At 50.0% G+C, this 25,402-nt stretch carries 15 protein-coding genes; 14 read left to right on the forward strand and 1 reads right to left on the reverse strand.

Annotated features, from left to right (window positions below; all coding sequences use genetic code 11):
* Positions 1-90: 90 nt before the first annotated feature.
* The 6 genes from ACX9NY_RS26015 to ACX9NY_RS26040 all read left to right on the forward strand — a co-directional run bounded on the left by ACX9NY_RS26015 (position 91) and on the right by ACX9NY_RS26040 (position 7,635).
* The gene (locus ACX9NY_RS26015; protein WP_339238367.1) at positions 91-810 is read left to right on the forward strand and encodes an SDR family oxidoreductase; all 720 of its coding nucleotides are present in this window, start codon (positions 91-93) and stop codon (positions 808-810) included.
* Positions 811-854: 44 nt separating this feature from the next.
* The gene (locus ACX9NY_RS26020) at positions 855-1,493 is read left to right on the forward strand and encodes a ThuA domain-containing protein (RefSeq protein ID WP_339238365.1); all 639 of its coding nucleotides are present in this window, start codon (positions 855-857) and stop codon (positions 1,491-1,493) included.
* A gap of 72 nt (positions 1,494-1,565) precedes the next feature.
* Entirely contained in the window at positions 1,566-1,946 is a 381-nt protein-coding gene (locus ACX9NY_RS26025; protein WP_472475922.1) for a phasin family protein, read from the forward strand.
* On the forward strand, positions 1,947-3,617 hold the full coding sequence (locus ACX9NY_RS26030; protein WP_339238360.1) for an ABC1 kinase family protein: 1,671 nt from the start codon (positions 1,947-1,949) through the stop codon (positions 3,615-3,617). It abuts the gene before it with no gap.
* Between the two features lie 531 nt (positions 3,618-4,148).
* Positions 4,149-5,600 carry a SulP family inorganic anion transporter gene (locus tag ACX9NY_RS26035; RefSeq protein ID WP_342571266.1) on the forward strand — a complete coding sequence of 484 codons (1,452 nt, stop codon included), beginning with the start codon at positions 4,149-4,151 and terminating at the stop codon, positions 5,598-5,600.
* Positions 5,601-6,051: 451 nt separating this feature from the next.
* On the forward strand, positions 6,052-7,635 hold the full coding sequence (locus tag ACX9NY_RS26040; protein ID WP_472475924.1) for a DEAD/DEAH box helicase: 1,584 nt from the start codon (positions 6,052-6,054) through the stop codon (positions 7,633-7,635).
* 492 nt (positions 7,636-8,127) lie between these two features.
* Here ACX9NY_RS26040 and ACX9NY_RS26045 read toward each other — a convergent pair whose 3' ends face one another.
* Positions 8,128-9,060, reverse strand: a complete 933-nt coding sequence (locus ACX9NY_RS26045) for a hypothetical protein (protein WP_472475926.1) — start codon at positions 9,058-9,060, stop codon at positions 8,128-8,130.
* A gap of 408 nt (positions 9,061-9,468) precedes the next feature.
* Between ACX9NY_RS26045 and ACX9NY_RS26050 the strand changes: the two genes are divergently transcribed.
* The 8 genes from ACX9NY_RS26050 to ACX9NY_RS26085 all read left to right on the forward strand — a co-directional run bounded on the left by ACX9NY_RS26050 (position 9,469) and on the right by ACX9NY_RS26085 (position 25,399).
* Entirely contained in the window at positions 9,469-11,262 is a 1,794-nt protein-coding gene (locus ACX9NY_RS26050; protein WP_339238351.1) for a vWA domain-containing protein, read from the forward strand.
* Between the two features lie 279 nt (positions 11,263-11,541).
* Entirely contained in the window at positions 11,542-14,931 is a 3,390-nt protein-coding gene (locus tag ACX9NY_RS26055; protein WP_472475928.1) for a tubulin-like doman-containing protein, read from the forward strand.
* A 1-nt stretch (position 14,932) separates the two neighbouring features.
* Positions 14,933-17,380 (forward strand): transcription initiation factor TFIID, encoded by a 2,448-nt coding sequence (locus tag ACX9NY_RS26060; RefSeq protein ID WP_472475930.1) that lies wholly within the window; start codon positions 14,933-14,935, stop codon positions 17,378-17,380.
* 86 nt (positions 17,381-17,466) lie between these two features.
* Complete coding sequence (locus ACX9NY_RS26065) at positions 17,467-18,750, forward strand: vWA domain-containing protein (RefSeq protein ID WP_339238345.1); 1,284 nt, start codon at positions 17,467-17,469, stop codon at positions 18,748-18,750.
* A gap of 19 nt (positions 18,751-18,769) precedes the next feature.
* The gene (locus tag ACX9NY_RS26070) at positions 18,770-19,417 is read left to right on the forward strand and encodes a beta-mannanase (protein WP_339238343.1); all 648 of its coding nucleotides are present in this window, start codon (positions 18,770-18,772) and stop codon (positions 19,415-19,417) included.
* 90 nt (positions 19,418-19,507) lie between these two features.
* Positions 19,508-20,767: a TRAFAC clade GTPase domain-containing protein gene (locus ACX9NY_RS26075; RefSeq protein ID WP_339238341.1), complete on the forward strand. Its 1,260-nt coding sequence runs from the start codon at positions 19,508-19,510 to the stop codon at positions 20,765-20,767.
* Positions 20,764-24,027, forward strand: a complete 3,264-nt coding sequence (locus ACX9NY_RS26080; protein ID WP_472475933.1) for a GAP1-N2 domain-containing protein — start codon at positions 20,764-20,766, stop codon at positions 24,025-24,027. Before ACX9NY_RS26075 ends, ACX9NY_RS26080 begins: the two co-directional genes overlap by 4 nt.
* A gap of 487 nt (positions 24,028-24,514) precedes the next feature.
* Positions 24,515-25,399: an ABC transporter ATP-binding protein gene (locus ACX9NY_RS26085; RefSeq protein WP_339238337.1), complete on the forward strand. Its 885-nt coding sequence runs from the start codon at positions 24,515-24,517 to the stop codon at positions 25,397-25,399.
* Positions 25,400-25,402: the final 3 nt, after the last annotated feature.

Below are 25,402 nucleotides of genomic sequence, written 5' to 3' on the forward strand. Positions count from 1 at the left end.
TTGGCGATCCCATTTTCGAATTAAAGGTTTTCAGATGAATATGTGGAATGAGTTAAAGACAGAATCATTATGCGAGGGAGGGACATCAGGATGAGAACTGTATGTGTAACCGGAGCTGCTCGGGGATTGGGGCTCGCTTTGACGGCACAGATGCTGAAGAGAGGATATCTCGTGTATGCGGCCGGTCTGGACGTGGAAGATTCCGAGGGAATTCGCATGCTTGCAGAAGGATATCCTGACCATCTGCGCGCCATCGAATTAGATATTGCGGACGACCTGTCGGTGGCTCTGTTCACGGAGACATTGAAGCTGGATACGAATCATTTGGATATGCTGATCAACAATGCGGCTATACTAGGAAGTATTACGGATCATATCCGCGGGCCGATGAATATGGCGGAGATGGCTGAAGTATTTAATGTGAATACCTTAGGTACACTGCGCGTGACTCATTCCCTGTTACCCCTCCTTCTTCAAGGACAGGTCAAACTGATTGTTGATATCTCTTCCGAGGCTGGAAGCATAGAGCAATGCAGTCGGGATGGATGGTTTGCCTATTGTATGTCCAAAGCTGCTTTGAACATGCAGGCCCGTCTTGTGCACAATGGTCTGAAGGATGAAGGCGGACAAGTGATGCTTGTACATCCTGGTTGGGTACAGAGTTATATGCGGGGTGAACTGGATGCTTCTGCGGATCTCACGCCCGAGCAATCTGCACAGCATATCGCTGTACTTATCGACCGCCATGAACAATTTAAAGGAGATCAGCCCGCATATGTGGACTACAAGGGAGAGAAACTCCCCTGGTAGTTGGTTTTTATACAGTGAGGTGAACAAGAAAGGAGATTGATTGAATGGATCAACGTAAAAAAGCATTGCTACTAGGCGATTATACACATCCGGACTGGCACCCGCTTCAGGGTGTGGATGCGGAGATCAGCCGGATTTTCCATGATACGATGACTGTACAATGCAGTGAGAATCGAAATATGCTGCTGCAAGAAAATATAACCGGATTTGATGTGTGTATCTCCTACATGGACGATTGGAAGGGGAAAGTCTCTCCACAGCAGACAGCAGGTTTGTTGTCCTATGTGAGTAATGGGGGGGGACTGGTCATTATACATAACGGCATTTCGCTCCAAAATCGTTATGAACTCAAACAGATGATCGGTGCCAAGTTCCTGCATCATCCGGCTTATGCACCACTTGAATTCACTGTAACGGGAGAAAGCCATCCCGTGACGGAGGGTATCTCGAATTTCACAATGGAAGAAGAACCGTATCAGTTCGAGTTTGGTTCTTTTGCCGAAACGAAAATATTGCTGGAATATCAATCCGAAGATGGACCGAAGCCTGCGGTTTGGGCTCATCGATATGGTGTTGGACGTATTGTTTATCTTATGCCGGGTCACCATGTACCGTCTTTTGCGCACGAAACGTACCGCAAGTTACTTCTGCAAGCAGGCAAATGGGCTGCGCGTTATGTCTGATCGGACGGACATTTTTGCATGCGGAGTAGAAGGGGTATAATATAGAGATCAACGAAGAGGAGGATGACAAAAATGAGCGATTTGTTCAAAAAGGCGATCTCGTTAGGGCTTGGACTTACTGTCGTAAGCAAAGAAAAAATTGAGAAAACCGTGGATGATTTGGTCAAGCGCGGGGAACTTGCGCCCGGTGAATCCAAAGCTTTGGTTGAACGCCTGATGGAACGGGGCGATGAAGAGCAAGGCCAGTTCAAGAGAGTGATTCAGGAACAGGTCAAGCGCGTGCTTCAGGAAGCGGGTGTGGCATCCGAAAGCGATGTAACCAGTCTGGAACAGCGTGTTGCCGTTCTGGAGAAAAAAATTGCCGAACTGGGCCACTCACCACAGCTTCAACCTGATGAATCCCCGGCTCCACTTGAAGTTCCTCCTCCTCTCAAAGGAAACGAGATCGAGTAGATGGCCGTGCGAATCAAACATGTCGGCAGATACCGTGAAATTGCCATGGCGCTGGTGCGTCATGGCTTCGGTTATATGGTCGAGGAGCTGGGGCTGTTCCAGTTGCTCGCTCTGCCCAGACGGTGGATGTCGCGTGAAGCACATACCACCAAAACGCTGAGTGAACGCATCAGGCTTGTGCTGCAGGAGCTGGGGCCGGCTTTCGTCAAGCTGGGGCAACTCGCAAGCACAAGGGCAGATCTATTGCCTGAGTCTGTCATTCGCGAGCTGGTGAAGTTGCAGGATCAGGTCCCGCCGTTCTCTTCCGAGACGGCACGGGGTATTTTGGAACAGGAATTGGATACACCGCTGGAGGAGATCTTTTCCCGGTTCGAGGATACCCCTGTAGCTGCGGCCAGCATTGGCCAGGTGCATCTGGGCAAACTTCGAAGCGGTGAATCGGTAGCCATCAAGATTCAGCGGCCCGGTATATCGCGTATTGTGCAGCGTGACCTGGATATTTTGCGTGAGCTGACAGCCATGGCCGAGAAGCGCTGGGATTGGGTGAAGCAATATCAGATTCCGCAGATGGTAGAAGAGTATGCTCAGGCATTGATGGCTGAACTGGATTATACGGTTGAAGGCCGAAATACGGAAAAGATTGCACAGCAATACCAGCAGGACAACAAGGTGAAAATTCCGACAATTTACTGGGATCAGACGTCTTCGCGTGTGCTGACTATGGAGTATATCGAAGGGATCAAGCTCAATGATCGTGATGAATTGGTCAGACGCGGCCATGATCTGAACAATATTGCTGAGCGGTTAGTGGACTCATTATTGAATCAGATCTTTATTCATGGATTCTTTCACGCTGACCCACATCCGGGCAACCTGATGGTATTGAAGGATGGACGTCTTGCCTTTATAGACTTCGGTATGGTTGGTAGCCTGAGCGATGAGATGAAACAGCAGCTTGCTTCCCTTATTATTGGGTTAATGCGCAAAGATACGGACAGCATGATCCGGGCCATTGAGAAGCTCGGCATGATGCCGGATGACATGGATCTGCGTGGGCTTCATGTGGATTTGGACAAGTTGCGTACCAAATATTACGATATTCCCTTTTCCAAGATTAGTGTGGGCCAGGCGTTAAATGATCTGTTCGGCGTAGCCCAGAGGCATCGGGTGGTGATGCCTGCCGATATTCTCCTGCTTGGTAAATCGTTGCTGACGATGGAAGGTGTGATCGAACATCTCGATCCTTCCTTGAGCATTGTGGATATGGCCGAGCCCTTTGGGCGGAAGCTGATCAAGGAACGTTTTAGCGCAGGAAGAATCAAGAATCGGTTGTTCCGCAGTGCGGCTGATATGGCCGAGAGTGTCATTGGTCTGCCAGGGCAGTTAAGACAGTTATCATCCATTATTAGCAAAGGTAAGCTGAGGCTGGAGATCAGTGTCCCTGAACTCGATGCACTCATGCGCAGAATGGACCAGATTAGTAATCGGCTATCCTTTAGTATCGTGCTGCTCGCCTTCTGTATCATCATGGTAGGCTTGATTATCGGTTCGTCGATCAGTCATCAGTCCACGATGCTATGGGATATTCCGGTCATTGAGATTGGTTTCCTGGTGGCGATTCTGATGGTGGCTTTCCTGCTCTATTCGATATTCAAATCAGGAAGATTCTAACATAGTATCGCGAGAATACCCGTAAAGAGACCTTCTTCAAAGGATCTTTGCGGGTTATTTTTCGTGAATAGAGGATGGATGAGTATATCACAGAAATATTAAGATAATAGGAGATAAGGTTTTATTTTTAAGGCTTAACTGTATTAGTACATATTGATTCCAGTGACTATAATAATAGGTCAGTAGAATAACGGACCCGGTTTCTCTGAGAGAGGGAAACCCATGGGCATCTGGAGCAGACCAGGATGTCACACAAGGAAGATAACTGATCGTTGTAACGGAACAGAAGCAAAACACTGGAACGGAAAACAGACATGATGATTCATCCAACTATCCATACGATAGGGGTGGTGAATGAGCATGTAACTTAGATGCATAGGCAATTGTGCGGAGAAGATTCCGCTATTTTGTGCTGTCTCACACACTGTTATTAATTGCTGAGTGTATTGATTAGTGATGAATGCTTCCGTTAAGCTTCAGGGTCATCTTCCAATTTGAGTAATGACATGTAGGAGGAACGGTAGAGAACATATGAATACTTTAAAACAACAATGGTTTGGCAACATTCGCGGAGATGTGCTGGCAGGCATTACGGTAGCGCTGGCGCTCATTCCGGAAGCCATTGCTTTCTCCATCATTGCAGGAGTCGATCCCATGGTCGGGCTGTACGCTTCGATTACCATTGCGATTGTGATCTCGATTGCAGGTGGAAGACCCGGTATGATCTCGGCTGCAACGGGTGCAATGGCGGTACTGATGGTTGGACTCGTCAAGGATTATGGTGTGGAATATCTTTTTGCAGCTACGATACTGACGGGTGTTATCCAGTTTCTACTAGGCATATTTAAGGTTGGGCGATTTATTACGTTTGTCCCTCATTCGGTACTGACCGGATTCGTGAACGCACTGGCGATCCTGATCTTTATGGCGCAGTTAACTCACTTCACGGGAGCGAACTGGATTATGTATGCGATGGTGGCGGGCACGCTGGCGATCATTTATATTTTGCCACGTTTTTTCAAAGCTGCTCCATCTCCATTGATTGCAATCATCGTGATGACGATTATTACGGTGGTATTTCATCTGGATGTAAGTAAAGTAGGGGACATGGGAAATCTCACAAGTACCCTGCCGATGTTCCACTTGCCGAATATTGCATGGACTTGGGATACGCTGATGATTCTGCTGCCTTATTCATTTACCATGGCACTGGTTGGGCTGCTGGAATCCCTGCTGACCGCAACCATCGTGGATGAGATGACCGAGACCAAGAGCAGCAAGAACCGTGAGGTGCGTGGTCAGGGTATTGCGAACTTTGTGAACGGTTTGTTCGGCGGCATGGGCGGCTGTGCGATGATTGGGCAGTCGGTCATTAATGTGAAGTCTGGTGGACGTGGAAGATTATCCACGTTTACTGCGGGTGCGTTTCTCGCGATCCTGTTGCTGCTGTTCAGCGGTGTGGTGAAGCAGGTACCGATGGGTGCGCTCGTCGGTGTAATGTTTATGGTGTGTATCGGAACATTCGACTGGAGTTCCATCAAGAATATTGCTCGCGTGCCACGCGCGGAAGCCTTTGTCATGATCGTGACCGTGGCGATTGTGGTCTATACCCACGATCTGTCGATTGGGGTCATGGTCGGCGTTGTGCTAAGTGTGCTGCATTTTGGCTGGAAACAGACCAAGATTCGCGTACAGGCGAGCCAGGAGCTAGGGCAGAAGGTGTACCGGGTTCACGGACCGTTCTTCTTTGGATCTTCGTCCCGCTTCGTGGATGAATTCGATGCAGAAGCTGATCCGAAGGAGATCACGATTGATTTCGGAGGGTCACATATCTGGGATAATACCGCGGTTGTGGCCATTGGCAAAGTGAAGTTTAAATACGCGAAGCTGGGCAAAACCGTGCACCTGCGTGGGTTAAACGAGGAAAGCTCCCGTATTCTTGAACGGAGTGGATTTGCCACAGCTAGCGGACACGGTTCGTAACTTGGTTGGAACGAAGTAAACAGCGAATAGATAACACAAAAAGATGATTTATAATCAGCGGCGCACTTTTTCCGGAAATCGGGGAGAGGGCATCGCTGTTTTTTTTTGAGCCTGAGGCATGCTAGGTCGGTTATATCCACAGATCAGCAACCTGAAGGCAGACTTAGAGTCTCTTACTACCCGACTCAAACTCACTTGGTCGATACAAGTTAAGCTGATCTTGGGGTTTTGTGCTACAACTTGGGGGTGTAACGCTGTATCCCCTTTTGTTTTGCTTGACTAACGTGTAAACTACAGGGTATGGAGAAGAAGAGCAACGAGTGGATTGCTTTTTAAAAAATTCATTTCATAATCATGATTGAACTAAGGAAAACTAGTCTTAATGGCAGATACTAATACTGAAGTCATTATGAAATGGACTTATCTAAATGAATATACAGAGGTGTAACGATTGGCAAACTTTGAACAACTGGGCATTCGCCCGGAATGGTGCGAGATCCTGAAACATCAGGGCATCGCCGTGCCGACTCCGGTACAGGAGCGTTCGATTCCGGTACTGCTGGGTGGACGCGATATTATCGCCGAGGCACAGACAGGCACAGGGAAAACGCTGGCTTTTTTGCTGCCGATTATTCAGAAAATTAATGTATCTGACCGTTCGCCGCAAGCGTTGATTATCGCGCCTACGCGTGAGCTTGCGCTGCAAATTACGGAAGAAGCGAAGAAGCTCACGGCAAACGATGATAAACTGCACGTGCTTGCCGTATACGGCGGGCAGGATGTGGACAAGCAACTGCGTAAATTGCAGAACGGCACCCAGATCGTTATCGGTACACCGGGTCGTCTCCTGGATCACCTGCGCCGGGGCACGTTGAAGCTGAATAATGTCAAAAAACTGGTGCTGGATGAAGCCGACCAAATGCTGCACATGGGCTTCCTGGACGATGTGGAGACGATTCTTAGCGAGCTGCCACACAAACGCCAAACGATGCTGTTCTCCGCAACGATGCCGAAGGGTATTCGCCACCTTGCGAAGACCTATATGAAAGATCCGGAAGATGTAAAAGTATCCTCGCAATCGGTAATCCCGATCAAACAAATTCGCCAGCAGGTGCTGGAATGTACGGATCGCGGCAAGCTTGAAGCACTTCGCGGCATGATTGATACGTATCGCCCATACTTGGCGATAATTTTCTGCCGGACCAAGCGTCGTGCATCCAAGCTGAACCAAGATCTGCGTGAAGCAGGTTATGCAAGTGATGAACTTCATGGAGATCTGTCCCAATCCAAGCGTGAGAACGTCATGAAAGCGTTCCGCGATGCCAAACTGCAAGTGCTGGTTGCTACAGACGTAGCTGCACGTGGACTTGATGTTGAAGGTGTAACGCATGTCTTTAACTACGATATGCCGCATGATGCGGAAAGTTATATCCACCGGATTGGTCGTACGGGCCGTGCAGGCGGTACAGGTCTTGCTGTAACGTTTGCAACAGAGCACGACAGACCTGAACTTGCACGTATTGAACAAGGGATCGACCAGAAGCTGTCCCGTATTCAGTGGACGAGCGAAGGTCCAATTGCATCAACAGGAGCAGCTAGACGTTCCATCAACAGTCAGGGGGATGACGAACGAGGCGGACGCTCTTCCGGAACAGGCAGCGCACGTCGCGGTGCAGGCCGTAACGATCGCAGAGATGGCGGACGTGGGGGGCGTGGTTCCCGCGGTGGCGAAGGTGGACGCAGTGGTGGTCGTAGCGGTGGCCGCAGTGGGGACGAGCGCAGTGCAGGCCGTGGCTCTGCGCGTAGCAGCGACAGCAGTCGAGGCGCAGTAAGCCAAGGTGGCCGCAGCAGTAGCCGCGGTGCGAGCCAAGGCGGACGCAGTGCAGGTCGCAGTGGCGATGAGCGCAGCAGCTGGGCTGGCCGTAGTGCTGACAAGCGCACCTCCGGGCGCAGCAGCGAAGGCTCTCGCCGTCCGGAATCCGCAGGACGCGGACCGGCGAAGGGCGACCGTCGCGATTCTCGTCGCGGACGGTAAAGCCTTGGCGCAAGCGGCGATATAGCCGCACCTGCGCAGGCACTATGCCATGCCACAGCGTTTGGCATGGCATATATGAGAGGGTTCGGGTACAGGCGTGCCGAACCCTCAGATCAAGGGTCGCGGGCGGAACCACGTCGCGGCCCTTTTTCAACAGGACAGATGATTCTTTCCGCTTATTCTTTTTGTCATCTGTGAGTGCCTGTTGGCACGCCTGCTTGATCCATGGAAGATGCCATTTAGATATTGGCCATCTAGTTATTCTTTTGACCGTGTACTGCGGACAACACTCGGCAAACTTCCATAAAATTCAAAACACCTCATCCTAGACCTAAGGATGGGGTGTTTTTGGCTGAATTCTTATATCATTAGAAGCATAACCTTTGATTCGTGGTGTTGATGGGCATGCAGGGATGGATGAAATTGCAATCGTCTATATACACGGAGTGAGTTTGCACTAAACTACGTTTTTTCAGTTCCAGTATGTCATCCCTACATGTGAATATCTGCGTACTGATCCCGATATTTCTCGTTATACACTCGGCCCACCGACTCCGCCAGTCCTCCGCGTGCTTTGCTCGGATAGCGTTCAATCGTGTGATAAAGTCTCATGAATCGATCTTTGGGCATAAAGCGAGCGTAGCGGGTAATAAGACTAGGGAATAACTCAATATATTTACTCTTGCGCACGGCAGCAGCAGCTACGGCTGTAAGAATCTGAATTCCATTGTGGAGCTGTAAAATGTTCACTTCATAGATTGCGATATAACGAATCGCGTCTTCCCGGATCAATTCCGGCTTAAGCCGTGCAATCTCACCGATATATTCAGCCAGCAGCCGCTCGAAGCTGCGTAGCAGCAAGGGCTTGAGCTGCAAGTCCATATCACTGCGCAGGACAAAGGATTGTAACAGCGCAACCTGTTGCAGTCGAATCCGGTCATTGTAGACGAGTGAGCCGATCTCGCGAAGCATCTCATAGGCCAGTGCTTCATCCTGCTTGCGGGCTTCGGCGACCAGGGCCCAGTTGCGGTTGATGCCCTGACGGATGAGTTCCTCATCCTGTTGCAACGTGCGCTTCAACTCACGCTGCTGCTCTACCTTGAACGAACGTTTCTGCATGAAGATCAACAATGCCAGAAGCAACAGGGAAACGCTGGCTGCCGCCATGGTCTGATCTATGGTTTCACCAAAATAGGTGGCCGCTGCACCGAACAATAGGGTAATGAACAGGTCGCGTGCAATTCGACGTTTCACACGGGAAGTCGCTTTCGCCTGAACGGAAATCAGGGTACCCTTGCCACAGGCTGTGCACTCATCTTCCCATAGGCAGGTATACTGTCCGCAACGTGTGCAGACTTGCAACTTTTCATAGGCATAGGTCGTTCGATGAAATGGTCTTATGGATACGACTAGTTTAGTACTCATGCTCAATCACGCTCACCATTCAGAATAGTGTAGAGGGTACGATCCGTGTCTTCGCGGGAAACTGGCTTCCGCCGATGAAGCTGGAGTGAAATTACCTTTATGATGACAAAAAGAAACAATATGGCGAGGCATCCGTATGTAACCATAATCCGTTCCCTTCTATGGCTTGGTGAACAAGCGCTGTTATATTGCAGTTTGCTGGCAATAACTATATCATATTTCCATAGTTGGTACTTTTGTGCCAGTTCAAGGCATGAAATCGTCGATTTTTGTCAGTCATTACAAAACTGTAACTCAAGATAGGGGTGCTTTTCAGAATTTATTAGTAGACTGTTAAGATTTCCTTAAGGCTTGACGCCTATAATAAACTATTCCCATTTTAATCTCAAACGTGAAGGAGTACACCCAATGCTGCGGACACGCAAAATACGCTGGCTGAGCGGAACGATGGTTCTGCTGGCCATTCTAACGCTGCTGCTACCTCAGGCGTTGCTGCCACACGCTGCAGCGGCTCAGGCACAGACGAGCGGAATCGATGCGGTACTTGTAGCCGATGTAAGTAATTCAATGAATACAAGTGACCGTGACAAGATCAGTAATGAAGCCATGAAAATGTTTATTGATATGCTGCCCGTCCAAGGGGACAAGGTAGGGATTGTCGCTTATACCGATCAGGTGGAGCGGGAAAAGGCAATGCTTACGATTCAGTCCGATGCGGACAAGAGCAGCCTGAAGGACTTTATTGATCAGCTCGGCCGGGGGCCATACACCGATGTCTCAGTTGGTGTCGCCGAAGCCATGAACATACTGAATCATGGTGCAGACCCATCTCACTCGCCAATGATCGTGCTGCTGGCGGATGGCAACAATGACTTTAACAAAACCAAAGGCCGTACACAGGCACAATCCGACGCTGATCTGGCGAAATCCGTGAAGGAAGCACAGGATCAAGGTATCCCGGTGTATACAATAGGACTGAACGCGGATGGCAAGTTGAACAAGGATGCACTCGCAGACCTCGCGAAGCAGACCGGAGGCAAGTCATTCATTACCGATACGCCGGATGATCTGCCACAGATTCTGAGTGAGATCTTCGCCGATCATGCCAAACTCAATGTGGTGAAGCTGCCCTCTGTGACAGGAAACGGCAGTTATCAGGAAGTTACCGTGAACGTGCCAAATGACAGTGTGCTGGAAGCAAACATCTCGATTATGTCCTCGAAGCCGGTGGAAGTGCAATTGATGGACCCTTCCGGACAAGCCGTGGACCTGAACTCGGATGCAGCCAAGCTCTCGACATCGAAGAGTTATTCGCTCGTGAAGCTGTTGAAACCCCAAGAGGGAGACTGGAAACTTCGGGTAAAAGGGGCTCCGAAAGACAGCATCGATATCAACCTGTTGTTCAACTATGATCTTCAGCTCGTTGTGGACCCGATTAAGACCAAGTCCTATACCAAAGGGGACAAGGTTGATCTTGCTGCCAAACTGGAGAATGGCGGTCAGCCACTTCAGGATAATGATCTGTATGCAGATATGAAGGCCACGCTGGTTGTGAAAGATGTCGATACTGGCAAAAGTGAAGAACAACCGCTGGAAAACACAGGATCTGGTTTTGCCGGAACGTTTGAAGTACCGGACAATCATAACTATGAATTGGTCATCCGTGCGGAAGAAGACAGCTTCTACCGTGAAAGTGCGCCAATCACGATTAACGCAGGCGGAGCAACCGGAAGCGGTGCTCAACCGACCACGCCAGGCGGTGAACAGGACAAGCCGTTCCCTTGGTTACCTGTCATTCTGGGTATTGTAGCCCTGATTGTGGTTGGTGTTGGTATCTGGTTCCTGATGGGTTGGCTGAAACGCAAAAACCGGGGCTTTGTCGGTCAGATGATCGTTGAGATTCGTGATGAGAACACGGGCGACAAGTCATATCCACAATATAAAAAGCTGGTATCCTTCCGGGGCCGATTCCATCTGCATCAATTGTTGCAACTGGACCCTGAGCTGAAGGAAACCGAAAAATATGTATTTACGCCCAGCAATGGCGATCGAATTATCATTCGTAACACCGCAGGCGGTACGTTGGAGAAATCCGGTCGTGCAGTCGATGCAAGCTCAGGCGTTGAACTGAAGAACGGTGACCGACTGAGCATCCCGCTGCAACAGGCGGACAAAACGATTTTGATCGAGTACCTGGTGTGAGGGATTAGAGCTAAGTGAATATAAGCTATCTAATTTGAACTAGCCCATTTACACGAGAACGCAGAGGGTAGAGAAAACCTGAAGAAGCGAAGCGTTCGCCTAAAAGCTTTCTGAAAGAAAGCTGCATCGGAAGCATACGCTTATCCTCAGATTTTTCCCTTTAGAAAAGGGAACCAAAAAAATCTGAGGATAACAGCGATCTGAAGGTTACTCTGTCATCGGAGTGGCAAGTGTAATGAAGCTGTAGTTACAACTTTGTTAATCGAAGGAGGACATGGAATGAAACCGATTGTTAGAGAACATATTCAGCAACTGGATGTATCACTTGGCGGAGGCATTGTCAGTGAGAAGATCAGAGTTGATACCATTGATAACCCCATTCTGATTATTGGTCTGGGAGGAACGGGAATTGATGCACTGCTGCGACTGAAATATCAGATCAACCGTCGTTTCAAGCTGCCGCAGGACCCGGTATCCAAGAAAAAAATGGACAAGCCGGACAATGTGGAATTTTTGGCTTTTGAGACAAACGAACAGGATCGCGCCAAAAAGTATAAAGGAATAGGACTTGATCCGATCAATGAATTCGTCTTGCTGTCCAATGCCGAGATTGGCGGACTGCTACAGAACCGTAGCGTGCTGGAACCGTATATTACAGACTGGCTGTCTCCCGAACTGAGCATCACGGACGGCATGAATGGCGCTGCAGGTGTGCGTCAGGCTGGACGCCTACTCTTGTTCACCAAGATTAATCAGGTTGTTCAGGCCATCGACAAAAAGATCAAAACCTTGTCCGTAGGCACCAACAAAAAACTGATGGTGTTCCTGCTGACAGGTCTGTCTGGCGGTACAGGCAGCGGATGTTTCCTCGATATTTCCTATATCGTGCGCGGCATCATCGAACGGGATCACGGCTCTGCAGGGATTGACCGCGTGAATACGCTGGGCTACCTGTTCACGCCAGACGTGAACCTGTCCAACAAAAGCTTGAGCGAACACACACGCGAATACATTCGCAAGAACGGATATGCGGCACTCAAAGAGCTGGATTATTGGATGAACGTGGATAGCCGTGGTGAGCGGTTTACACAGAAGTACGGCAATATTTTAACCGTCAACTCACCACTGCCTCCATTTAACCTGTGTCATCTGATCTCTGCGACGAATACCGAAGGCAAGCTGCTGGAGAACGCCTACGATTACTGCATGAACGTCACGGCCGAGAACATTACCAACTTCATGGCAAGTGAGGAGAAGCAGTCAGGTGAGGAGTTCGCGATCCATGACTATATCAGCAACATTCGCACGAACATTGCACAGATGAACAAGGTGTACCCGGCCAACTATGATTACAACATCATTGGTGCCTCTTCGGCTGTACTGCCGATTGAAGAGATGACCACGTATCTGGCGTATCGCATGTTCGACAAAATGAATACCATGTTCTCCAAAGCACCGAACCAGGAGGATACCGAGAAGTTTGCCCGCAAGCTCGGCATTGATCTCGAAAGTGTGGTCAAGTCCTTCGAAGCGCGCGTGCCAGAACCGCTGCCTGGATATCAGAACAGCGAGCGCCTATCCTATGGCAATGTGGTGAAATCCCAGGTTGTGAATATGGACACCGAACTGGAGCAGAACTTCCTGGCACGTGCCCGTGAAGAATATATCAAGGCGAAGAAACAACTGCCGGGTGAGATTGCTGGTCAGTTTACCGAACAGATCCGGCGTATGTTTTTGCATCCTGAACAAGGTCCGTTCTATGTATCTCGTCTCATTTATACGGAAAAAGGGTTCTGTGTACTGAAGATGATTCAGTCGTATATCGAAACCCTGCGTGAGAATGCCTTCCGCATTCCGCGTGATATTGAAGCGGCTCAGGAGCAGTCTGAAGAGAAGCTGGGCGATGCGAAGAGTGCTTTTGTCTCCAAAGAGAAGAAAAAGAATGCTTATATTGAAGCAAAAATTCATGAGTACTGGCTGCACGCCGACGTGGAACGCAACGATCAGATGATCGAGTTCTATGAAGATCTGTATGAGTTGCTGAACCAGGAAAACAGCCGCATTTATAACGTATTTACCGAGACGCTGAACGCCCTTAGCTCGATATTCGCGAAGAACGGCGATCTGCTGACACGCGGCGAGGAACAATCTGATCACAAAGGCAACAAGACATACTACTGGAACGTCGTAAGTGTACCGGATATCGTCAGTGTGGTGGACGGGCTGTTGGATAAGCGTGATACAGATGATCTGATCCGCGACTTCTCCCGTGAATTGCTGGAAAACTCCAGCCAGTGGGTGAAAGAGAACGAGATTGATATCGTCAGCTCCATCTCCGACTTCCTGAGTGAGAAATTCGGTGATCTGATTACCCGTTCCATGGAAGATTTCCTGGTGATCAAATACGGTCAGGATGAGTCGGTTGAGAAATTCGTGGAACGTTTCATTGCCGGCAAGCTGGATGATGAGGCCGTTCCGGTGTTCAATCTGAGCAACAGTACAGGCAGTCTGCATTTCCCTTCATGGGGATTTGTATCCGTACCGGCACAGGCGCCAGGTATTCTGAAAGGGATTCGCAATTATCAGAACAATGCGGTAGGCAAATCTCATTTTACCGTGAAGGAAAGTGAAGTGCGTAACCGGATCTTCTGGCTGAATACCCGCAACGGGGTACCACTCTTTGTGTATACACCGCTCAAAGTATATGAGGAAAGTTATGAACGTACCATTTTGGACAAAGAAGGCATTGGTCGTCATTTGGTACAAACGGAGAAAAACAACTGGACCTATCTGCCATCTCCGATTCCAGAGAAATCATGGGGAGATGTGTACGAGAACGCCCGTGTGAAACAGTATAATGCCCGTGTGCGTAACGAATTCGAGCAGGCGCTCGGATACAACATCGTGACAGCCAAATCCATTGATGAGAATACAAGCAACCGATATGCGATTGTGACAACAGAAGTGTTTGATCTGTCTGCCAAACTGGGAGCCTACGACATGCGTCTGACGTCCACCACGCCGAACCTCGGCGAAGTGAAGCGGGCCGTGATGGAGCTGAAACGTCTGCAATCCGAAGGGTTGCCGCGTGTAGGAGTTAAGGATATTTTCGGCAGTATTAATGAAGATATGGCCAAAGAAAACCTGGTTCGCTCTCCGCAGCTGATCGCACGCGTTCGTGAGGAACTGGCGAAGATGAATGCCATCTCGGCCAAAGTTGCCGAACTCGAAGGCATTCTTGCCCAGTACCAGGACGAAGAGCAGTGGTACGATCGCTTCATCGAAGCACTCTATACTGACACCATCGTCAAAAAAGGTGCGCTCTACGTCTATGACCGTGACCCGGAAGAAGACGCATGGGAACCATTCGCGAACCTGATGAAGAGCCGTAACTTTGCCGAGTATGAAGTGTTTGGCAACTTCCGCGGTCTGGCGGAGAAGGATCGCAGTACATTGCTGCGCAAAGCCTCCCGCCGCGATAATGATCTGACGGCTTCAGAAGATATCACTCCATTGCTGACAAAGCTGGATGATCTGGCTGCGCTGTTCATGGAATCACGTGATCGTCTCGAATACGAGCGGGTAGAACTGGCTAACGGAGAAGACATCTATCAGTTCTACAGAACGATGTCGTCCAAGCTGAACGACATTCGCAGAAGGCTGAAGTAAGATGGTGACCGGGATGGAGTTCAATTCGAACAATACCCTGAAGCGTGATCTGGAGAAGTATGCAGCGCAGTATGCAATGGAGCAGGAGCGTCAAGGCAGCCTGGGGGATGGACGCAGCAGTATCCATTACCCGGCTTTGTTCCTTTTCGTGGGTGATCTGGTTGCACCTGCCGTGTCTGCTGTGCAGAAGATCAATCGGCTGAAATGGGATAACGGAGACGGTGTGGTCTACATTCAGATCGGGACAGACGATCAGGAAACGGGTTCGGGTGAAACGAGGAATGGTGGCTCGTCCGATGATGGCCAGGTGACTCGTCACCGTTTGCCTCTGTCCGCTGGGCAGACGGAGCGGCCGTCTAAAACGCGGCGTAAAGATGTACATCGCAGTTTCCACGAATCGGACCAGGCGCTCTATGACCTGAATCGTACGCTTCGGCGGGTCAGTAACCGCATTGCCGAATATGGACGGCTGTACTCGTCATTTGATCGGATTTACGTTACGGTGGTAACCAGAGCCGATGATCCATTGAATGTATTGTTGCCAGAGCTCACCAAGCTGACGGAGATCATTTTGTCCCAAGCCTTCAAGTCGGTGCAGACAGATCTGCATGTATTGGTCAGCGAGATGGAACAGGTGGATTCCTTCGGGTATGCCAGCGCAGCAGGTCTTGCTTTTCTGCGTGAACTGGATTATATGCAGTCTTTGGACTACACGTTCAGCGGTAATCTGCTGGTGACGGAGGATGGGATCTCCATTCCGGTTACACATCACGCGTCACCGTTGTATGATCTCGTATATCTGTTGTCTGACAAAAATGAGCGTGGAACCGGCGTTCCCGGTGGCTGGATTGAAAATGCCGAGATCATCTGCCGGATCTGCCTGTTGAAGAACAGGAAGCAGGATGCGGATCACGCGGGTACCGTTTCGAGCACGGGAGCGAACACGTACAACAATACATCCTTCAAAAACAATATTCGCACCACCTCTGATCAGCATGGTTATGCAAGTGCGGGTTTTGCCGAGATCAGGCGGCCAAACAAGCCGATAGCACTGGCGGTTTTATATCACATGTATCGGTACCTGCTCGCACGCATGCGGCAGGAGCCGGATTGGAGCATCAAGGACAAGCTTGCTTTCTTCGGACTGGACGCGGCCTCGGTGGAACGCAAAGTTGAAGGTCTGTTGCCGGGGGAAGATCTGGTTAGTGGCATGAGTGGCATCATGACGCATAACGTCAGTTTCTCCGATCTGAAGCCGCTCTCGCTTCGTGAAGCGGAGAGAGCGCTGTTCGGACAAGGCGCTGAAGCGTACTTCCGTGATAACGTCGTCCGACTTGTTGAAGAGCGTGTGCGCGAGCGCAGTTCTGGCGGCTCTCTTCGCCGTCAGGCCGAACAATCCCGCGCGGAGCATCCAGAGGTTGGGTACTTCCAATGGGCAGCCTGGAGTGATAATGAGCCTGGCAGTGTTCGTGAAGCGCTGCTCGGACTGATTCGGGATAAATCGATGCAGCTTGAATCGGCACGTGCACTGTTAGAGCAACGTCAGCAAGAGCGGGTGGAAGATCAGTCGTTCAAACGAGCGTTGTTCCGTGATAAACAGAATGTACGCAATCTGATTGACTGTATGCTGGAACGAGTGTACGTACCGAAGGTAGAATTGCTGCGACTGGAAAATGAATTACATCTGCTGCGCATCTACGATACGGAGATGGAAGAGCTTCACCAATTCAGTCGCCACGTCACAGCGGCACTTGAAGCGCTGGAACGCACACTGCGAGAGACAGCTGCCCAAAGTATCGCCGCTGCGGATGAATACATCGGTCAGAACGTAATGGAGTACTACGGCAAAGTGACGGAAGAGCTAATCATCGACCTGGAAGCCAAGCGCGGACGGGATGTATGGTTCGAGGATCGTTACATGGGAGATATGAACCGGCTTGCGGCAGAAGGCGATGACCGTCTGCTCAAACGTCTGATGGAGGTATGCCACTCGTTGCTGCTTACAGCCGAGCCGTTGCGGTTACCATTTGAAGAAGAGCTGTTGCAGCGGGCCAACGTTACGATTGCTTACGGAGATAAAGACGTATTAACCCGGGATGATCTGTTCCGCAGGTTGTACCACACGCTGGAGGATCAGGCGGTTGTTCGGGTACGGGTATTCGATTATACGCAGGAACATCGGTATGAAGAGAAGTATTTCTTTGGTGACCATCATAGTGCTTTTATGGACTACGCGGCACATGCCGAAGAGACGTCACGCATCTACAAGCTGGGTGTGGTGTACGAAGAACGCAGCAGTGGTGTGGAGAAGCTGAATCTGATGGGAGGTTTCCATCTGGAGGATCTCATGGTGTATCGGAACGGCAAGGTATATTATGACTCGTACACGGAGAATGGCTATGAACTTCACCCCGCAGGTCTGGTGGAAAAGTTGTCACCCATTCGTTAAGGCGTCTGGCTGTGTCATGACACCCTTCTACAATCTTGTATTAACTCAGCCTGCTTAAGGCTGGTATGGAAAGGATGCATGTGGACATGCAGCGAAAAATCAATCTTCTCCTGGTCCTGTTCAGCCTGATTGGCGGAGCAGTGGGCTTTGCGGCAGGAGAAATCATGCTGCGTCAATGGCTTGGAGAGATGCCACGTCTGTTGCTGATGGGCTTGTACTTTGGCGTACTGGCGCTGAGCGTTGGATTGTTCTGTTTGATCGCAGAGATGATCTCACCCAAGCTGAATGGTGCTTCATGGAAGCTCCGATATCTGGGACTGTCGTGGAAATTGCTTGTTCCGGCAACACTCGCTCTGTTGTTTGTTGTTGGACTCGCGCTGCAATTGCTGTACCAGATCAATCCGGGCGGTGTGAAGCAAGTGAAGGACATCGTACTGATGATCGATAACTCGGGCAGCATGAGCGAGACAGATCCGGATAACGGACGCTTTGAAGCAGCCAAGACACTGATCAGTCAAATGGAGAGTGACAAACAGGTGGCTGTGATTACGTTTGATGACCAGCCACAGTTGTTACAGCCGTTTATTGCGCTGGATAGTGAGGCGGCCAAGAACGAGGTTTATGGCAAAATTGATGGCATTGTCACGACTTCAGGCGGCACCAATTTTGATGCCGTGCTGCGGGAAGGCATGGAACAGATTCAGGGCAAACAGGACCCGAAACGCGGTACGGTTGTCATCTTGTTATCCGATGGCTTCAGTGAAGCGGATACGGCCGATATTTTGTCCCAGTATACCAATGAACAGATTTCTATTAATACAGTCGGCCTAAGCCTGGTGGACCCATCGGGTACGGATCTGCTGCGTAATATTGCCCAGCAAACGGGTGGCATGTACTATGATGTACCGGATTCCGGCGGTCTGAATCTGGCATTCCAGCAGATCTACGATACGATTGATGAACGGACGCTGGTGACGGAGCGCACGGGTATGATGGAACATAGCGTTTATCTGGCGATTTTCCGTGTAGCAGCAGTGTTACTGATTGGAGTAGCATTGGGTGTATCCCTTGGACTCGTATTCGATAACCGTCATCTCGCGCTCAGCTTTGGTATTGGTGGTGCGGTGTCGGGTCTACTGGCAGGGCTTCTGCTGGAATGGGGCCTCGACGGTTCAAACGTGGGGGATACTTTCGTACGACTTGGTGCGATGCTCATCTTATCTGGCGTATTGACCCTCTTCTCCTGGATTGTTCCGATCAAGGAGAACACGCCGCGGAAGAGCAGGGGACGCCGTGAAGCTGGGGGCGGAACTTCTTCAGCTGAAGGATTCGGTCAGAGAGCAAGAGATTCACGCAGCAAAGGATTCTAACGTCGGGAGGTCAATGGAAATGCGATTTACGGATGCTGACCCTTCGACACCCTTGATTCGAAAACTGACACTTGCGGTGGACGAAGGGCGTTGTACACTTCGCTGGCTCTGGCCGGAACGGGTTGAAGCTGTGTATGTGGAACGGCTGGAGCTGGATATGATGAGCGATGATCGTACCGGGGAAGAGTCTGCACAGGGCAAGCTGAAGCTGTACACAAGAGAGGAATATAAGGCGAGCAACGGTTACACGGATCGGATCACGGGTTTTGGTGCCATCAAGTACACGGTGTATGTGTGTCAGATGCAGGAAGACGGGCCTGTGCTGATCCGTCAACGAGATGAAGACAATATGGTGATTGCAAGCGCTGGGAAGGCGGACATCCGCTTCTCCATTCGCTACAAGAGCGGTTTTTTTCAGAAGCGAAAAAGTGTATTGATCACCGTCACAGCGGAGGTGCCTGTTCCGAAGGAAGCCCTCTGTTATGTTCGCAAGCAGGGCGGGGTGCCGCTGAATAAGGAAGATGGTACGGTGTATCCTTTTGTGAGTGATTTTGCTCCCGGAAGAAATGAGATGCCGCCCGTTGAAGTCGCCAAGGATGATTATGTGCGATTATTCTTTACGGACGGACCGAAGTATGGAGCCGCCTATCGGCTTATATCAGACTAGATCGTTGGACTAGCGATTGGAAGATTAATCTGTCATCGTAGTGCGATTGTAAATCATCTTAGTCTGACTGATTAGGGGAGGGGAGTGGCTATGAGCTTTTTTAGTCGGTTTTTGAAGAGACAACAGCCGGAGGAACGCCCGCTGTTTTACGATATTGTCTGTCCTTATTGTTTCAGCAAGTTTTCACCGGAAGAGGTGGTGTTCCGCGCCGCCCATCATCGCGATGATGATGAGGACTACGCACTCGGGGAAGATGCAAAGTTGAATCGGTATCGCGAACGATTCGGACTCGACACGGTATTTGATATGGAGGCCGTATTGGCTCCGCATGATGTACCGGAGGAACATCGGATTTATTCCGATAATATCGTGATGGGTCTGAACGATCGGTACGGTGTCGTTACACGTCGCCGTTTGTGCCCGCAATGTCATAACGAGCTACCTGTTACGGCAGGTAAAGCGCCCAGCAATATCATTTCCATTATCGGTGCATCCCAAGTGGGGAAATCCGTCTACATGACTTCATTAATTCATACATTGCAGCATTATACAGCGGACCATTTTGACGCGGCTTGCATGCCTCTGAATGCGGAGATCAGCCGCCGGTTCCGTGCGGATTATGAAGAACCGTTGTTCGAACGGGGCGATCTGCTGGATTCCACACAGAAGGAAAAGCTGCAGGAGCCGTTTATCTTCCAGTTTGTGTTCAAGGACGAAGATAAAGCACCGCTGACCCTGGTGTTCTTTGACGTTGCGGGTGAAGGTATGGTGGAGCAGGATTATCTCGGACTTCACGGGCAGCACATCAAGAACTCGGCAGGTATCCTGTTCATGGTGGACCCGCTTCAGATTCGTTCGATTCGGGACAAAATCCGTATTAACCTCGGCAACGAGCCGGGCGAGTGGACACCGCGATACGATGAGCCGCGCGACGTGGTGCTCACGATGTTTGGAGATTTTATCGCGTATCAGGACAAAGCCAAGACGAATATTCCAACAGCCGTGGTACTCACGAAAAGCGACATGCTGCATTCCCTCAAGGATGAAGAGGGGGATTATATTAAATCTAACAGTAACGTCTTCCGTAACATGGTGCACCGCGATTATTTCGACTTAACTGAGTTCGAGAATATTGACGGAGAGATCCGCCGTTTTATCGAGAAGGTGGATCGTCCGTTCAAGGGCACGATGGATGTGTACTTCAAGGATACAGCCTATTTCGCCGTATCTGCGCTGGGCAGCAATCCGGTGGATATGAAATTGCAGGGTGTGGTTAGCCCGATCCGTGTGGATGAACCCTTCCTGTGGCTGTTGTACAAGCTGAAGTACATTGAGGGGAGAGTGGGATGATGCGTTCTTCCGTAACCCCGCCCATTGAACAACAGTTGTATACCCGAGAGCGGCGCGGGGTGTTTCGCACAACAGAGGGGTTTGATACGGTTGCGGCATCGCCGGGACTGGACCCCTCTTTTATTAAAAAAGTGCTTCACCCCTACTGTGTCTATGACGCTCCGGCGGAGCTAACAGGCCGTAGCGAGAAGGACGAGACAAAGTTTCCGGCTTCCATTCACCTGCTTCATCTGGAGAGTGGAGAGACGATCCTTGGGCAAAATGTGTACCAGTCTGCGGATTTCACGGGGCTGCGCAGTGCCTTTTTTGCTCATAACTACGTCTTGTCTCCCGAGCGCTCGGAAGAGCAGATGAAGCAAGGCGGCTGGCTGGATGTCATGTTCGCCACGTCCTATGACATCGAACAAGGTACAGTACTGCCTACGCTTGCTGAATTGCCTACATCACTTGGAAGTGGACAGGGCGCGGCAAGAGATGCAGCTGCTGGACAAGAAGGACGGGCTCAGCCTGGTGCCAGTCTGAGTGCATATTCATCGCCAAACCAGATGCTGAACGCCTTGAAGATGAACGAAGTGCTGTTCAAGCGACTGCTTTACGCGGTAATGCAGTCTGTAGCGACACGCAGAAAAGTATACATTGCACTGGACCTTCCCGCAGAAGAAGTCACCGCAGGGGCCAAAGGATTGCTGCGTTTGCTGTACACAGCGTTACCATACGCATTCCGGCGGCAGTTGGGATTCATGACGTTTGCCAAGGAGCCGCAGGCCAAGAAGGGCATCCATATCCAATTTGTAGAGCGGGGGACGTTACGTCCGAAAGACCGAAATACGGAGAAGGACTTCACCTTTGATATGGTATCCGGCAGAGTGACGCATGCGGATGCATCTGTGGCGAAGTTACCTTATGCGGAATTCGCCTGGGCCTTATTGCAGGAACCGGGTGCTGCGGATGCGTTCTATACATTTGCAGACGAGATGTTGTCTGGCATGGAACCTGGACGGGAGCTTTCCATCGAAGCCTATGGCGAACTCGCGGTGTTCTATGGTCTTGAACAAGGCAGGGAAGATCTGTACTTGGATAACAAAAGTCATGTTCTGAGTGGTTTGTTGACCTATCTGAAGCCGGAAGGTGGAACACGGCAGCGTTCCCGTCTGAACGAGCTGTTCCTGACCTTGCTCAGCCGGGAACTGGACAGCGTGAAGCGTGAGAACGTACCCGAAGAAGCGGTTGCTGCTCGCATTGGAGAATACTTCCGTGTTGCCGCGCCTGTGGTGCAATCCTGGATAGTGGACTATTTCATATACGGTGTCAATAATGCCCGAGCCCAGAAGCGTATGCGTGCAGTGCAGGAATTGTATGCTGTGTTGGATCGGGATACCCAGCTGAATCGGGCTTTCTTTGATAAAGTGCTGGCCAATGAATCGCTCACCAAGTTATTGTTCGATCCTTATCTGGACAATCAGCTGAAACGTACCGAATCGGCAGGGAATGTCGTGGAAGTGATCCGAAGATGGGTTACAGCTCATCCGTCTGCGATTCATTACAGCTACTTGCTGGAGCGGACAACCAGTGAGCTGCGTGAACGGTTATGTTCTGCACCGAGTCCGGTGCAATCCGCGAATGAAGCACTCCAGCGCGTTAGCATACTGGATCAAGTACCAGCTGAAAGTATGTATGATAAAGGTATTACGGCACGGATTGGTCAGTCTGAATCTACAGCCCGCCCTAATCGAAAAGGAGCACCTCTGTCTGTCAGTCAAGATCCGGCATATCAGGAGGAGTTAACCCGCCTGGCAGACAAGCTTGCTTATGTCATTAACCTGTTTATGATTCAGGATCTGGATCTGGAACGGGTTAACCGTGAGCAGCTACTCAGCATTGATATATTGCAACATGGCAATGAGGTTCGGGATTGGGCAGCACGTCAGGGCGCTGATGTATCTGCTCGAACGAACATGATGCTGGCTGCGAGAGCGTGGCTTAGTGGCGAGGGAAATGAAGATGAGGCATTGGAGGCACTTTCCCTTCCGGAACGCAATGATCTTCAACGCTGGACACGTCGCTGGCTTGCTGTGGAGCTCCAGGCTCATCCGGGGATCGCGGCCTATGAAGCGTTGCCGATGGCTTTTTATCGGGGCGGAAGCGGTAGCAACCGACTGGATTATCCTGGCCTGATTGAGTTCGTCCGTACCAATGCAAGTCGGGTTGAAGGGCTGTATCCATTTTTCGAATGGTCAGGAGATCAACGTATGTTTGTTCGGGGTTCCAATACGCATAAAGGATATGCGGATGCCCTTGTGGCCTATTTCAAGGCCCATGACCGTGAAGCTTTCAAGTCGAAGTCGGCTTTCAAACCGTATTATGCGAGAGCGAACAAGGCAATGAAGCCGGTCTATGACCGTGCCAAGACAGAATTGTCATCCACATTGATGAGGATGCTAACAGGCAAAAGGAAGAATCTGTTTGGATTGCTCCTCTTGATCCTGGTTCTGGGTATTGCTGGCGGTACATATGCATGGATGAAAGATTCTGTAGAGCCGCCAGCGGCATCTCCTCCATCTACCCAGGAGCCTGCCATACCGTCTGAACCCGAGGTACAACTCGCGGAGCAGATTGCTTATATAATTCCTCCCAGTGAACAGGAGGGTACCCAATCACCTGCTCAACTGGTGATCCGTTTCAGAAACGATACGGGAAGCACTGAGTTTGAGCAAGGCAAACTCCAATTGACAATGAAAGATGGCAGTACCCAGGAGCTGGATACCACAGGCAGGTGGGAGAGCTTTAATCGGAATGAAGAGCCGGATAACCAAGAGCCTTCTGATGGTAGTTCAGGAAGTACTTCCGAAGGAAGCACGGATGGGTCGTCAGCGGGAACCGCGGGGAACAACGAGCAGGCGGAGGATGGCGATCAGCAGGCGGACCCATCAACATCGGGTGATAACACTTCAGATCCTGCTAATGATACAACAACGGATACAAGGACGAATGCATCGTCTAATGCTGCGAGTGGAGGCACGGATCAAGGCACCGATGTAGATCAAGTTACTACAGGTTCGACATCACCTGACACATCCGTATCCAATGAAGAGAATGCGACCAATCCTGCACAGATGTCTATTGGAGATGCAGATCGTCTCTATCCGTATGGATTGCAGATTGATCTTCCAGCAGATCTTGATGCTGAGAGTATTGCCAGTGTGCAGAGTACGCTGGGCGGGATGACCGTCATCCAATTGATGCCGCAGCCGAAGCTGTAAGTTATTTTATTTGGCCCTGTTGCATAGATTCATTGAGTACCTTTTGATCAAATATTGAAATATGCTGACTTCATATCTTATTAAACGTGTATGTGGGATGACCTTGAACTTTAGATTTCAAGGTCATCTTTTTTTGATCCACACCCCAGATGTAGCAATCGCACGACAAAAAATTGATACATTCACAATTCGGACACAAAATCAATGATTCAAGTGCCTGGGAGATAAGCAGAAGTGATGAAATGCGCGTGATGAATGAGAAAAGCTCTCATATGTAAACGTAAAGAACCACTCCAATTTGCTTAAAAAGGTCCAAATTAAGCTTGGAACAAGCAGAAGATTTGCATTTTCATGTTGACAAATGATAATGATTATCAGTATCTTTAGTGTAGAAGATATTTGCGTCGGAAATACACAGAATTATAATTTCGTTTTCGTTGTCATAGCCGGATTACATAATCGGGATAAATGAGAGAGGGATGATCGCATGTTTCGTCTGGAGACGACCAAGCTGGATATCGCTTATGAGGAAAGACTAATTGTAGAGGATCTGAATATTCAGATTCCCCAAGGAAAAATTACAGCACTTGTTGGAGCCAATGGATCAGGGAAGTCAACCATCCTGAAAACGATGGCACGTATTATGTCACCAAAAGCAGGTAATGTATTACTCGACGGGAAGTCCATCCATAAACAATCCACGCGTGAAGTTGCCAAGCAACTTGCGATTTTGCCACAGAATCCAACCGCTCCTGAAGGACTTACCGTTACTGAACTGGTATCGTATGGTCGATTTCCTTATCAAAAAGGATTTGGCTCCATGCGGGCGGAAGACAAACGCATGATTGAATGGGCGATTGAAGTGACAGGTATGACAGAATTCCACGATCGTCCGATTGATCAACTGTCCGGTGGACAGCGCCAGCGTGCCTGGATTGCCATGGCACTTGCTCAAGAGACGGATATCCTGTTCCTGGACGAGCCAACAACGTTCCTAGATATGGCTCACCAGCTTGAAGTACTGCAACTGCTTGAGCAGCTGAATGCCACAGCTAACCGTACCATTGTTATGGTTGTACATGACTTGAATCATGCTTCCCGTTATGCACATCACATGATTGGTATCAAAAAAGGTAAAGCCATTGCTCAGGGTTCACCTGTGGAAGTCATGAACTCGGATGTGCTTCGTGAAGTATTCAACATTGAAGCAGATATCGTGATTGATCCGCGTTCCGGTGTACCACTCTGCTTGCCCTACGCACTTGCAGGCGAACGCCAGCAACCGAAACAACCGGAGCAGATGGTTATGAACAGTGCAATGGTTCATGCTGGAGGACGGACAGAACAGCGCGTTCAAGCGTTAGGAAGTTAACAA

It is taken from the genome of Paenibacillus sp. CB74, from assembly GCF_055687625.1.